Genomic DNA, 15,343 nt, shown 5'->3' on the forward strand with positions numbered 1-15,343 from the left:
GGAGGTGAGTGACTCTTTTCTGGCGAGCAGCAAAAGAGTCACCAGAAAATAGTAACCAGAAAAGAGCTCGCCCGATTATTCCCTCGTTTGATTTAAAGATTGTTTTAACCGCACCCATAATTTCAACAAGGCTTACAGAACATCCATGTTCTGAAGCGCACTTACGCCTGACTTCCTGTCAGGCGTTGCTAAAACAAACTTTAAATCAAGGGAATACAACGGGGGTATTGAAGCGTGCATTGTGTAATGACAGACGCTTTTAATTTCAGTTTTTGAATTAGTAGTTAAAATTAAGAACAAAAAATATAACCATCAAAAACACTTAAGTGGGGAAGTGCGAGTCAAAAATTTTTGGAATCCGTCTTTTCTACGGGTGTCCTCGATTGTTTGTTCTTCTACTACTTTTAGTCTAAATATACCTATTAGATTTTTTAAGCTAAAAAATGATAGTTGATATCAATTTCCAATCAAAAAACAACATAAAATAATGCGAAACAACATAGTTTTGTAATATGATGTATTTTTTGTTTTTAATTAGATTGGAAGCCAATTAATGGCTTATCTAATTATTGGAAAGACTGATAGGTATGGATGTCCTGCTTTTTTTCATAACGGGTTGGACGGTTGAAATAAAACCGAGCCACAGACCTGTTAAATTGCGGGGTAACCTGCAAAGAACTGGATTAATGTTGGTACTAAATAATTACTGAGGCTTATAAAGCCAAGAGCAGTAGCCATACAAATTGCATGACTACACCGCTTTAATTCAGATGGGTGACTGGTGCATATTGACACCAACATTGTGATTTTTAGGTGTGTATTAACAAACAATAAATAAGTTGTTTATGTACGACCTATTACTTGGTAAAAAACCAAGGAAATCTACACATCAGCTTGACCGGAACTAACTAATGGGTGACCCTCTGCCCCTTTGTTATGCAGCCAATATAATGATTAAAAAACTAATGATTCCTAGTAAAAAAATATGCGGTAAAAATGATATGACAGTATTTTTTATTGCAGAGTACAGCGTTACTTTCTTTCTAGCATCATGCCCTGCTGTAATGCCAGTATCTAGATACAGTAACCATTCATCAAAAGTTTTTTTATTAAAAAAAGAACTATGGCCTCCTTCCCTATATTGATTTTTTACTGCATCTACATATGTTCCTTTAAAACCAACTCGGCCACCCATTCCTAATCCCCAAGCAACTGAATGGCTCAGAATTAAAGGAAAGTCTGATAATGCACATTCATTTAAAATACCATTTAAAGTATATTTGTTGATCAAGTCAGAAAATGGAAATTTAGGCTTTAAAACACTACCACACAAAATGAACCGATTGAAATTAGGACTAGATATTAACGACATTTCTTCAGCCGCTTGTTTCAAAATGTAAGTCCCAAAACTGTGTGCAATAACATCAACCTCCGAATTAGGATATTGACTCTGCAGATCTAGAAGTTCTTTAACAAAAGAATTTACTTCTGTTTTTCTGAAATATGGAATTAAAAAAGAAATTATAGGAAAAAAGTTGTATTGGAATTTTACATGTATTATTTCATTTCTATTTTTATCTATTAAATGATTATCAAAGTCAGTTTGCCATTCGCCAAAAGTCATAATTCCATGTATTGAATAAATTATCCTCATTGCTTCTTTTTTTTCTACCGCTACTTCTTTCGTTGCAACATACTCTTCGATACTGCTAATTATTTGAACTGCCCAGTCATCGCTACAATTATTATATTGATATGCGAAAACTCTTTGCTCAGAGAAACTTTTTGCCTGTTTTTTGAAAATTTCGGGATGCTCGGTTAAACCAATTATTACATTTGGAATTTTAAATCTACTTTTATTTTTTTTGATACTATGTTTCAAAGTTTTTAGTAAACTTAAGCCAGCATTATCTGATTTTTTTCCTAATTTTCTCATCGGTAATTGCATATCTAAAATTAAAATATCAAAGTGTGATGATTTTAATTCTGTCTCAGCATCGTAAATATTTTCAACATCACATATTGCAGTGACACCGATAGCAACTAATTTTTCTTTAATTAATTCATATTTAATCTTGTTATCTTCAACTACTAATACTCTAATCAACTCTTTTGTCCTTAATTAAGATACTTAACTGCTCTTTCCATTCATTTGATGAAGACTCCCAAGCAATAACGGAGCAAAGAAATTTTTTAAATCTAATTAATAATTCAGCTCTCAGTTTTTTCAATGATACTTGATCATCATGATGCCCAAATACATCATGCTGAGTTAATATTGCAGTCGGAATAGAAAGTCTTTTATGCTTCATGTGAATTAAAATATCTTTTCCAGCTAAATGCTTTATGTCAGTATCATCTTCTTTATACCTAGGTAAACTCATATCTAAAATAAAGAAATCAAAACTCTTTGTTGATAAAGCTTCAATTACATCATCCTTATTATCTACAATCTGAATGAAGGATTTATCAAATTTCATTTCATCAATCAAGAAATCAATAATTTGCTTTTCTTTAATATTATTATCTTCAGCAACTAGAATTGACATAGTTATTATTCCTTTATGATTAAACTTGAATTATTAAAAATAATTAAAACAGAAAAACAATTCCCTTTAATATTTACCTTAATAGAGTTTTTAACACATAACTCTTGCTCAAAGATTCGTTTTATTTTATAGAATCCGCTGTTATTTTCTCTATTAGCTTTATCAAGGTAATTAATATTATTTACAGTTTGGTTAATTACATCAACTTTTCCCATATCAATTCCCGTAGAGTTAGAAGAGATAACAAAATGCGACTCATCTCCAATTTCAGATATATTAATATCTAAAGAGCACTCAGTTGTATTTTCTCTGCGTTTAACTGCATTCTCTATCAGAATTGAAAATACCCGAATGAAATTGGATAAATGAGTTCCATTAATAAGCATTGTTTGTTTTTGACCAAGTGATTGCTTCATATTTACTTTTGGGAACATTTTTTCAACAAAATTAAAAGCTTCTAATACTGGTACATTGATTGGGAAATGTTCTCCAGCGGACTTTGAAAAATCAAGCCAATTAGTTACAGCTTTAACTTCTTCAATTAAATCTGTACGTGCTAATGCTATTCGGTCATTAATTCTATAAGCGTTTGGACCTAGAGCGTTTGCCACCGTTTTAATTTCTTTAAAGTAATCATTAACTTGCGCCAATAATACTGTTTCAAGTACAATCTTACCTTGCTTAATTAATAGATTGGCTTTACGGTCTAGATCAGAAATTATACTATTAATTACTTCCTCATACGTAGACCCTGCTTTTATCAAATCTAATATACGATTTACATCATCACTTGCAAAAGTGAACTTAAATAGCGACTCATCAGAAGATAAATCATTTGTAGAAATCTGTATAAATTTTACTTTTATTCTTCCAAGTAATTTATCAATTGATGATGAAAATTCTTTAAAAGAATCCTGTGCAATTTCATAATAATGGAGATTTAATATATTTTTGAAGTAATCACTAAAAAATTCATTATCTAAATATAGACCGTTTAGTTTCTTACACATTAAATCATGTTTTTCAAATACAGAACGCAGAAATGGAACAATTCCGTTGTGTCTAATATCAACATTCAATGATACATCTAGGCCAAACACAGAATCTAATGTGTAAATATCTCTTACTTCCATCATCATGGATGCTGCTTTATTAAAAGATTTTTTATCAGTCCTCACAAATATTTTTTCTTTGCTATCTCGCCTAGAATGTTCGGTATATTTGGTTTCTTCTTCACCATCTTCTTCGATCATACTGATTAATTCTTCAAAATCAGCTTTGTATAAATTTTTTGCCTTTACAAAAACTTTAGCTCGATCGACTTTAAGTTTACCTTTCCCTAACTTTTTCATGCATAGGTTTTTCGTATACTCATGTAATAACAGTTCATGTTCATCTTTAATTGACTGAGTTTCAGAATTGTATTCAAGGAGATTAGCAAGGACCTTAACTCGATCTAAAACTTTATCATTTTCTGACTTGTACCTTAATCCTTCTAATACATTTAAATCACAGATGTTTTCAAGTAAATATAACTGCTTAAAACTCTTTGGATGAAGCTCACTTGGATGTGAAATAGAAAATTGTTCAAGATAATCTTGCAAGTACAAGGATATTGTTTGATATTCGGTATAATTGCCTTTTAACAGTAAATATATGGTGATTACTAAATCAATATTATAAAAATTTTTTTCTCCATCATATTCATCAATTTCATCGAAAATAAGTTGCTTTGGTAACTTCCATATATTTTTAGGATCTAGAAAATATAAGTCTACTATATAGGATGAAGCCTCCTCTATATTGCCTAACTTTACTATAGATAATGCTATTTTTGCAGTCACTTCATCTCGTAAATGAATGGGAGCATTTACAATTTTTCTATATGACTCTATCGCTTCATGATAATTATTATCTAGGTAGTACTGGTCAGCTTTCCATTTTAATTGTCTATACTCGGGAACATTTAAATAATTTATTACATGGGTCTTTGGATCATTAATCATTTGACACAAATGGTCTTTTCTCTCTACATCTACTCTAAATGGACTGTTTAGAGATCCGCTTACATCCATAAATCTATACAACTCGTAAACTTGTTTCTCATCACGACAAACATCTACTTTTAGTTCAATAAGTTTAACTATCAGGGTTACATCGATACAATTGAATTGTTGAAATAAACGATTCAAATTAGATAGACTAGATTTACTTCTATTTAAAATTAATTCTTTCATCCCTGAAATTATTTCATAAAGCAAACTTCCTTTAGGGAATATGATGTCTTTCTTTACTTCAGCTAATGAATTTGCATAAAACTCATAAAGATTTGAAAAACCAGGCCACTTTGCTAGGTGAACTTCACATTTATCAATTACAGAGTTAAAGTCCCCTTTGATGTATGTATCGCAAACATCGACGAAAACAGTATCTTTCTCTGTTAAGACATTTTTATTTTCATGAAAAAAAACAATACCTTTAATTTTATTATCGTATATTTCTCCTGTTAAATTAATAACAGCATTGTATATAACATTCGTTACATCATTTTTTGCGAAGCACGTAGTTGCCATTCGTAAGAGTGCATTGTATTTATCTACAATATTACAAGTATAGGCGTATTCAAACACTGCTTTATAATCGCTATTATCAAGGTTTACAGGATTAAACCTGAACATAAACTCAAGTGCCTTACATTCATTTCCATAAGGTATGCCTTCAATTATCGCCTCAAATAAATAATTATTTCTTTTGGTTCTTTGTCTTTTATTTGCACTTTCTAGCAATACATCTAAATCCCTCTCTTCGTAAGAGAGATTTACATTCTCATAAAGAAATCTGTGTAATTCTAATAATTCTTCATCTCGATCTAGTAGCGACAATAAAGTAAACTTCAACTGTATATACCAGTATGAATAGCCTGTAAGTATTAAAACTCTATCAAGACATGTTAAAGCTTCTTCATAATCACCTAATAATATGAATTTCTCTACTTCATCCCTTATTTCAATATAAATATTAATTAAATTCTTAAATTTAATTAAGTGAGAAGTAAGCAAAATTACATCTTGTTCTAATGTATTGTATTTAGTCCGCTTAATATGTCTTTGAATATTCTTTGAAAAATACTCCGGGTAGTTAAAAAAATACCTTTTAAATAAAGGATTTTTACATTTTTTTAAAAAGTAATTTTCGAATTTATCAGTTTCATTAATATGAGATAGTTCTATCAAACTATTTTGATTAATAGTTTCTAGGTTTAAAGAATTTGATGGAGAGTTTGCAACATTTTTGTTTTTTTTATTTACACGTTTACTTTTCTTCTTTTTATTCGACATATCTTCCACCAAAAAATATTAAAAATTTATCTGTACAGTATTCTACTATATTTTATATAAAAGGGTTTAGGCTTCATTGAGATGTGTTAAGTAATATAAATTAGAGTTATAACTTAATAAGTTATAACTCTAATTTATAATAAACCAACAACTTTTCTTACTCGCTTCGTGTCCATTAGCAAGCGAGAGCACCAACTCGATTTCGCCCCCCAAGCGACCTATAAATCACAAAATTAATATCATTTAGCGTTGTTTTCGATAGTCACTTGTTAGCCGTTTACTCATCTACTTTCATCCAATAACTTCTCACGTTTTTCGTGTGCTAATCTTGCTCGTTTATAAATAGGAATTAATTCGTCACGTGGTACGACGTAATAATAAATAGTATATGTATCTTCATGTTTATGTGAACGCCAATTGTTAATAGTAAACGATACTCGAGTCATTCCATCATTTTCAGTGGAGTAAATACTAATGGGGTATTCGCTACCACCAAGAGTTACAACTGCTTTTGAGAGAAAATTATACTGTCTACGTATCTTATCTGACTTATACTGATCTGATGCTTTCCCTATTTGGTATTTACTTAATTCTCGAGGAATACGATTACTGAGGTAAATACCAATATCACTAATAGTGCAAGCATTGTGCATCGGGTGTACAACAGATGCACGTTTACGTATGTATTCAGGATTATCTGTTGGAGATTTAGCAAAGACACAAACATTCATCCATGAATGAACATGAGAATCAAATATCGTATCATTCCACATCTGATCTCTTATCTCAGCATCATGTTCTTCTCGTTTCTCTTGAGACCACTGCAACCACTCTTCTTGAGATGGAATTGGAGTATCAAAAAAGATGTTTGTTAGCTCTTTTATTGGCTTATATAAATGATCAATCGAAGAGGTCATATTCTCACTAGTTCTTTTATTGGATATTAAACTTCAAGTGTAATTATCTACACCACTAAATTGGCTTGTTGTTAATCTTGTTACGGCATATGTTTGATATTATAAACTACACTGAACTTTATTGGGAGTGCGTCACGCTAACTATTTAAAACGGAAAGCATTAAAAATAAGTTGTTTTGAGTATTGGTTGTAGTGACATGTTTAGGGAAGAGCATTAAAATACTCTAAGACACAATGTGCCCCGCAGAGAGCTATAAAACCAACACCTAATTTTTTGATTAGCGGTAGGCCAATTGAGGACCCCCATAACTTCAATCATATAAAATCAATAGGTTAAGGTATTCTAGTTACGGCTGTCCCCGATTGTTTCTGGCATCACATGACAATAGTTCGCTATAAATAACGGCCATTATCACGCTTTGAAAACCGAGTAGATTCGGCAGTATTACCCCGTTAAATCTTCTAAAAACGATTTATATAATTGCGCTTCACGCAACGTAAGAGCAATCCGGGACACCCATAACTTCAATCATATAAAATCAATAGGTTAAGGTATTCTAGTTTACGGCTGTCCCAAATTTTTTTCCCCTATTGTTTCTGGCGTCACATGACAATAGCTCGCTATAAATAACGGCTATTAGCACGCTTTGAAAACCGAGTAGATTCGGCCGTATTAACCCGTTAAATCTTCTAAAAACGATTTATATAATTGCGCTTCACGCAATGGCTAATTGGCTAATCGAGGACACCCATAACTTCAATCATATAAAATCAATAGGTTAAGGAGTTGTAGTTTACGGCTGTCCCCGATTGTTTCGTTAATATCTCGAGAGGTCATCATGTTGCGCCTTGCCTAGGTGTCCGAGCTAGTGACTGAACAAAGCATTTCGATTGGTAACGGGTATAGGTTAAAATTAGCAGAGTTGCTTGTTAATTCCATCATCTCGCGAATGGTTCATCGCCCAATATTTAGCGTCTTTTTTATTTTAAAAAATGGAGTATTTTCTTTCATTAGCCATTCACCTTCAACGTGCTACGTCCCCCCCTTTGTTATCTAAGCACTGCTATAGTTATACTAACTCCGATAGTTCACTGCTCAATCTTACTGGTTAAAATAAGATATTTCTGCGTAATCTTTGATCATTAAATTAACGGAATGGGTATTAAAGACTCACCACGAGGAGGGCTTATGAGTTTCATTCAATCATTTGGCGCAGCTGAAACGGTCACTGGTTCTTGCCATTTTTTACAACTTAAAAATGGGCCTAACATTCTTATCGATTGTGGTTATTTTCAAGGAGATAATGAACAAAAAACTTCTCTGGCGTTTGATTTCAACCCTAAAGATGTCGATATTATTTTACTGACTCACGCTCACTTAGACCATGTCGGACGCGTTCCTAAACTGGTTAAAGAAGGCTTTGATGGTAAACTTGTTGCGTTGCGCGCTACCATGGATTTGGCTGAGGTCATTTTAATGGATAGCGCCAAAATTGCAGAAGAGGACTACAAAACGGCACTGAAAAAAGCACGAAGAACAGGCAATGAAAAACGGGTTCCTCTGCCTATTTATAGCAGTGACGATGCCCTGTCGGTATTTGATTTAATCATTCAATATGCTGACTACGATAAAGCGATTCAGCTTACACCCAGTGTTCAGGTTACCTTTAGAAACGCAGGACATATTCTTGGATCGGCAACCATTCAAATCGAAATAAGCGAAGAGGGAGAAACAAAGTCTCTGGTATTCACAGGCGACCTCGGACCTCGTCAAGATATTATAATGACGCCACCCTCTTTTGTGAAAAAAGCGCATGCTCTGTACATTGAGTCGACCTATGGTGATCGTGATCACCGTCCTCTACAAGAATCGATTGAAGCGTTTAAAGAGATCATTATCAATACATTAGAAAACCAAGGCAATGTATTGATTCCATCCTTTGCCATTGAGCGCACGCAGGAAGTTTTACTGCTACTTAAGCAGATGTATTACGATAAAAGCTTGCCCGCCTGTAAAGTGTTCTTAGACTCTCCGATGGCAATCAGTGCGACACAAATATATAATAATTACCATCGTAATTTAAACGCTTGTGCTAACAAAATGTTAGCCCGTGACGGTAGCGTTTTTGAATTTCCTTATCTGCAATATTCACTTAAAAAACCAGAATCGAAACGTATTAATAAGGAGGAAAGTGGTTGTATTATTATTGCCGGTAGTGGCATGTGCACGGGAGGGCGAATTTTACATCATTTTAAACACCGCCTCTGGGATGAGCGTAACAGTGTTATCTTTGTTGGCTATCAGGTTCAAGGTACGTTGGGCCGGCATCTGATAGACGGAGCTGATTCTATACAACTACATCATGAAACCATTAACGTAAATGCAAAAATACACATGCTTAGCGGGTTTTCAGCACATGCAGACCAAAGCGATCTATTATCTTGGATGAGTGAATTTGAACAACTCGATAATATTTATTTAATACATGGCAAGGCGAGCACACAAGCAACGTTTAAAGAGGTAATTAAAGGCCAGCTCCATAAACACGCTCATATTGTTAAATATGGAGAAAAGATTCATATTTAGACACGTTTTTGTTGGAGGAAATGAAAATAGTGTAAGGCGGTTACTTAGAAAGCCAACTCGAAATTGCTTGATAACGGATGCTAATAATTGATAAGGAAAAGGTGTCAATCTTAGATTGGATTATCAAAAGTACTCTCCAGCGCCAGCAGCAGAGAGCTAATAATAAAAATAATGTGCAACGATAGAATTCATCTCTCTGATAAAAGCCAGAATTAAGGCCCCATCAAAGCGAAGAAAGGATGGTCTTTTTGCATTGACCATCCTTATAAAGTTGCACCGTAATACTTTCTTTAACGACTACCGCCCTAACAAAACAAACTATTAATAATTTATATCAGTGTGTTACGAAACACTCTTATGCAACGTCCATACTTTCATCAACGACTTTATCCGACACCTTGTTACGTTTTTCGGCCAATAACAAATAGAAGCTCGGCAAGATAAACAGTGTGAATACGGTACCAATAAACATCCCCGCCACTAAAATAATACCAATACTATTTCGGGCTTCAGCCCCTGCACCTGATACCAAGACTAAAGGAAAATGCCCTAATATAGTGGCTAAAGTAGTCATTAGAATAGGTCGTAAACGTGTGGTTGCTGCTTCCGTTACCGCTTCTAGTTTAGACGCGCCAATCATTTGTGCATGGTTAGCAAACTCCACAATTAAAATCCCATTTTTAGCAATCAAACCGATTAAGGTAATCAAGCCTATCTGAGAGTAAATATTGATGGTGGTGAGTTCTAAATAAGGAATAAGTAATGCGCCCGATAAAGCTAACGGTACACAACCAAGCAATACAACTAACGGATCTCTAAAGCTGTTAAATTGTATCGCTAACACTAAAAATACGATTAATAACGAAATAGCTAATACCATCACGAGCGTATTACCTTCTTGACGTAATTGTCTCGACTCGCCTGCGTAATCGATAGAATAACCAGCAGGTAGTATGTCTTTAGCGACTTGTTCAATGGCAGCTAACGCCTCTTCTTTGCTTGAACCGGGTGCAACGCCACCATAGATTCTAAAAGAAGATTGTTGAGCAAAGGTACCCAGTTGTCTTGGCACGGTTTTCCACTTTAAATCAGCCACGGCTGAAATAGGGATTAACTCACCCGTCGGTAATTTAATATTTAACGATAATAGTGCTTCACTTTTGCTGCGTATATTTTCATCAACCATAGGAATAACGCGGTATGCTTTACCATTAGCATCAAAGCGATTAACAAAATTACTGGATAATAAGATCCCCATTTGCTCACTTATTTGGCCAATGTTCATGCCTAAATCGGCAATTTTATCGCGATTTAATCGCGACTCTACTTGTGGTAAATCTATTTTTAAATCGGTATCTGCAAACAGGAACTTACCACTGCCAAAAGCAGCCCCCACCAGTTGGTCTGCATATTGTTTCATTTCACTATAAGGCGCTGAAGATTTAACAATCATTTCTATTTCAAATTGCCCTGAACTCGGTAATGAGGAAGGCAAAATAGGAAACATGTTCAACCCGGGTATTTGTGCTAATTCACCGTACATACGTGGCACTAATGATTGCGCAGTGTAGTCGCGATCATTAGCTTTAACGAGCTCTAAACCACCAAAACCACCGCCTCCAAAAATAATTTGCCAAACATTTTTCCCACCCTCAATGGTTTGCAATCTTTCAACAACCGGGTTCATTTGCGCCACGTTATAGTCTAATGACGCATCGGCCGGTGATTGAATAACAAACATCACCATCGATTGATCTTCTATCGGGGCGAGCTCTTTTTTAGAAAACAGGTAAAAAGGCACGGCAAGCAGTGAAACAACTAAAGCGATTAAAAACACTTGCCCCTGCCATTTAAATATTTGCTGCAATAGCTTGCCATAGCTTTGTTGTATTTTTTCAAAAATGGCGTTTACTTTCGCGGTTAACCAACCTTCTTGGCCACCTTTCGGTGAAACATAAGCACTCATGATAGGTGATAGCGTGATAGCCACTAGCCCTGAAATAATGACTGCTATCGCAAGCGTAAAGGCAAACTCTTTGAACAACACGCCTGTCAAACCAGATAAAAATCCGATAGGCGCATAAACCGCAGCCAGTGTTAATGTCATTGAAATAATAGGTACAAGTAACTGACGAGAGCTCACCAATGCAGCATCCAACTTTGACATGCCTTGGCGCATTAATCGTGCAACATTTTCGACTACCACAATGGCATCATCGACCACTAACCCCACCGATAATACGATGGCTAATACCGTTAGTAGATTTAACGAAAACCCCATCAGTGACATAGCAGCAATCGCCCCTAATATAGAAATAGGGATAGTAATTAACGGTACAATGGCACTTCTAAATGAGCCCATTAATAAAACCACCACCAAACCAACTAACACAACGGTTTCAGCCAAGGTGGTGAAAATCTCTTTTAATGCATCACGCATGTATAACGTGCCATCAAATGCATAACCAATCGATATCCCGTTAGGCAATGTTTTATTCAGCTCTGCGACGGTTTCATATAACTGGTCGCCAATCTCCATTTCATTCGCGCCAGGTAACGGCCAAATAGAAATATAAACTGCATCTTGATCGTTTAATCTTGCTGTGACACTACTATCTTCAGCGGCTAATTCGATTCTCGCGACATCTTTTAAATAAATGTTAGCTTCATCTATTTCGGTGATCACCAGTTGTTCAAATTCTGCCACTGTACTTAGTTGTGTATTAGCAACAATATCTATTTTTTGATGATCGTTTTCGATATATCCCATGGTCGCAATGGTATTATTGGCAGCTAACGCTTGGTAAACATCACGCGCGCTGAGGTTAAATACTTGCAGTGCATCGGCATTTAACCACACACGCATAGCAGGCGTTCTTGCCCCTTCAATACCAACACGTTGCACGCCTTCGATTGCATTTAAAACCGGATTAACTTGGCGTGTTAAATAATCTGTTATACGTGATAAATCATTACCATTAGCTTGTACATTTAAATAAAAGACAGCAAAGGGTCTATCTGCACGACTCACAGAGACAACCGGGTCTTGCGCACCTTGCGGTAATTCAAAACGAATTTGCCCTAATCGTGTATTTAACTCCGCTAATGCCAGTGTTGAATTTTCATTTAATTTAAGCCAAACAGTGACTTTAGAGCTACCAGAAGTGCTCACTGAATCAACGTATTCAACACCGGGTACAGTGGAGGCAACACGCTCAATCGGTTCGGTGACAAAACCTTGCACGACATCGGCTGAAGCGCCAATATAATAGGTATCAATGACTAATGAAGCACTTTCAATTTTGGGAAACTGCAGTACCGGAATCTTGCTTGCTGACCATAAACCGGCAATACAAATAATGATTGAGAATACAATCGCAACGACGGGTCGCTTGACGAAGATATCCATGATGGATGACTTCTTTTCTTTTGATGACAGGTTTAGTTTCATGATAATCCCTTATTCTTTTGTACTAGCTTCAGAAACGGCAACTTGATCTGTTGCTTTAGCAGTGGCTTCTTCAGTCAGGTAGACTTTCATTCCTGGGTATAACTTGAACGAACCTTTATTAGCAATCAGTTGACCCGTTTCTACTCCAGACAGGATCATAACTGCATCACCTTGTCTGTCTCCTAACTCAACGGGTACTGGTTTAGCGCGATAGCTGCCCTCTTCGGCGGCTTCTAAAACAAACACATAACTACCTAATGCATCGCGTTTTATCGCTAAATCAGGCACTGAAGCAAGCGTTGTTTGCTCTGCAATCGGGGCGATAACAGACACTAATGTATTGAGTTTTAATGCTAACACTGAAGAAGAGATTTGTGCTCGGTATTTTAAATGGCGTGATGCGCGTGATACTTTTGGATCAACAGCAATGATTTTAGCTTCATACGTCTCGCTTTGGTTGATCGGACGAATGCTTACTACCGAGCCAACGCTTAATTCCTGATAAAGTTGTGGCAGGTTAAAGTCGATCCAAGTGAATTTATTGATGCCAACCAACTCAAGTACTTCGCTGTTTTCACCTAAATATTGACCTTTTTCAAGCGTATGAATACCTACTGTAGCCGTAAAGGGAGCAACTAATATTTTCTTATCTATCGCGGTTTTAATGATAGTGATATCCGCTTTAGCTATTTCTAATGCTGCGTGCGCTGCATCGACCTTATCTTTACTAATACCACGATGTTTTAACAGTTTAAGATTACGATCTATCGTTTGCTGACTTAACATTAATTTAGCTTTAGCTGATTTTAACTGCGCATCTTCATTACGATGATCGAGCTCAACCAGTACTTGGCCTTTTTTAACCACTTGCCCAGAAGCGGCATTTAAACGCGTAATTTCACCAGCCAGTTCATTTTGTAAAATTAAAAATTTATAGGCTTTTACTTCGCCACTTACTTTAATGGTTTTTTGATAAGTCAGGCTCGCCACCTCTATTGCGGTAACAACAGCAGCGGGCTCAGGCATGCTAGCGGCTTGTGCAGCCGCCGTTTCTTGAAGCGATGTTTTGTAGCGATATAATCCAAAGATGGTACCGGCCAGTATAATAATCACTAAAAGCCATTTAGTTATGTTCATGATGGTTCCCTTATCATTTGTATTTCAATTTTTTACGTTAATTAAGTAATCGTTACAAAATAACTTGCGATAAATTGCTTCCAAAAAGCCTTAGGAATCGTTACAAACTAACTTGTTCTAAATTATTTTCAAAAAACCTTAAATAACAGTTTTTTTTGAAAATAAAAGCTCAAGTAACTTTGAAGCCGATCCTTAAATGACTGGCTATTTTAAAAACAAAATCGCAAGTAATATTGAAGCCAATCCTAAGTGTTTTAAATTCGTTTGCTAGCAGAGCTATCTCAGTGCGTTATCGGATAATTGTAAACAAACCTTTTTTATATCGTTGTCTGAAATGTTCTGTTTCCAATCGTAGGAATTGATCAAACGTCTCATGTTGCAAACATGTGCATCGTTGGGTGCTAGTACAAAAGCATTTTCTGTTATTTGTGCGGCTATATTAGTATTGTCCTGCTCTTCATTATGTCGATCTAGATGTAAACGCACAGATTGAAAATAACCAACAGATAACGACCAAATTCCTATCTTTATCTCTTCAATATCTCGGTTTCCTGAGGTTAACTCTCCCGAGTCAGCTGCGTTTTGTAAAAATTGTTGAAATAGGTTTTGGCATCGCTCTCCACAGTTAATCATTTGCGTTAACCAACGTGCAGAGCATCGCTTCATCAGCGCTTCGTTATTAACAATGCTTTCGAGTTGATTACCAAACGTATACATGTCAACTTTTGAGCAATCTAACAAACTCATCGCAATAAGGCGCTCAGGGGTTGTTAAGGGTAATGAAAGTACTTTTTTAAATACCAAATGTCGCTCTTGATACATACGAGTCGCTAAAGCAATCAGCACATCTTCTTTACATTGCACAAATTTATATACAGACCCCATCGACAGGCCCGCTAATTTGGCAACCGCAGACATAGAAAAGTCTAATAAACTACTTTCTTCAATCGCCTTAATGGCTGCATTGATAATCAACGTTTCTTGTTCTTGTGCACTAAATCTTGGAGCTGGAGCCATGGAACACCAATCGGGGACACCCATAACTTCAACCATATAAAATCAATAGGTTAAGGTATTGTAGTTTACGGCTGTCCCTATTTTTTCCCTATTTTTTCTGGCGTCACATGATGTCAATTGAGGACACCTATAGCTTCAATCATATAAAATCAATATGTTAAGGTATTGCAGTTTACGGCTGACCCCGATTGTTCATTTCATCCTTCGGCCCCCCCCTCACGGATAAGCCCTTGCCATTCACTAGTAGTTAACGTTTAATAACAGTATGTTAGTAAACGGTGATCTTCCTACAGAGGACTTTCACCTCATAAGTTCATGCCCATGCTGGGCGTACACAAGGCACTTAT

8 protein-coding genes are annotated in these 15,343 nt (G+C 35.6%); 1 reads left to right on the forward strand and 7 read right to left on the reverse strand.

Features of this window, described 5'->3' with window-relative positions; genetic code table 11:
- Positions 1-934: 934 nt before the first annotated feature.
- The 4 genes from CXF74_RS15960 to CXF74_RS15975 form a co-directional block, all read right to left on the reverse strand.
- Positions 935-2,107, reverse strand: a complete 1,173-nt coding sequence (locus tag CXF74_RS15960) for a response regulator (RefSeq protein WP_101083528.1) — start codon at positions 2,105-2,107, stop codon at positions 935-937.
- A complete protein-coding gene (locus CXF74_RS15965) occupies positions 2,100-2,549 on the reverse strand; it encodes a response regulator (RefSeq protein ID WP_101083529.1) in 450 nt (149 codons plus the stop codon). The genes CXF74_RS15960 and CXF74_RS15965 overlap by 8 nt, the downstream gene beginning before the upstream one ends.
- Positions 2,550-2,554: 5 nt before the next feature.
- Positions 2,555-5,887: a hypothetical protein gene (locus tag CXF74_RS15970; RefSeq protein ID WP_101083530.1), complete on the reverse strand. Its 3,333-nt coding sequence runs from the start codon at positions 5,885-5,887 to the stop codon at positions 2,555-2,557.
- A 281-nt stretch (positions 5,888-6,168) separates the two neighbouring features.
- A complete protein-coding gene (locus tag CXF74_RS15975; RefSeq protein ID WP_101083531.1) occupies positions 6,169-6,804 on the reverse strand; it encodes a hypothetical protein in 636 nt (211 codons plus the stop codon).
- Positions 6,805-7,993: 1,189 nt separating this feature from the next.
- On the opposite strand from CXF74_RS15975, the gene CXF74_RS15980 reads away from it, so the two are divergent.
- Positions 7,994-9,391, forward strand: coding sequence for an MBL fold metallo-hydrolase (locus tag CXF74_RS15980; RefSeq protein ID WP_101083532.1), 1,398 nt, complete (start codon positions 7,994-7,996; stop codon positions 9,389-9,391).
- A 355-nt stretch (positions 9,392-9,746) separates the two neighbouring features.
- Here CXF74_RS15980 and CXF74_RS15985 read toward each other — a convergent pair whose 3' ends face one another.
- The 3 genes from CXF74_RS15985 to CXF74_RS15995 all read right to left on the reverse strand — a co-directional run bounded on the left by CXF74_RS15985 (position 9,747) and on the right by CXF74_RS15995 (position 14,996).
- Positions 9,747-12,842, reverse strand: a complete 3,096-nt coding sequence (locus CXF74_RS15985) for an efflux RND transporter permease subunit (RefSeq protein ID WP_198552882.1) — start codon at positions 12,840-12,842, stop codon at positions 9,747-9,749.
- Between the two features lie 9 nt (positions 12,843-12,851).
- Complete coding sequence (locus CXF74_RS15990; RefSeq protein ID WP_101083533.1) at positions 12,852-13,979, reverse strand: efflux RND transporter periplasmic adaptor subunit; 1,128 nt, start codon at positions 13,977-13,979, stop codon at positions 12,852-12,854.
- 276 nt (positions 13,980-14,255) lie between these two features.
- Entirely contained in the window at positions 14,256-14,996 is a 741-nt protein-coding gene (locus CXF74_RS15995) for a TetR/AcrR family transcriptional regulator (RefSeq protein ID WP_101083534.1), read from the reverse strand.
- Positions 14,997-15,343 lie beyond the last annotated feature (347 nt).

This window comes from Psychromonas sp. Urea-02u-13 (genome assembly GCF_002835995.1).
In the GTDB taxonomy this organism is placed as follows: Bacteria; Pseudomonadota; Gammaproteobacteria; order Enterobacterales; family Psychromonadaceae; genus Psychromonas.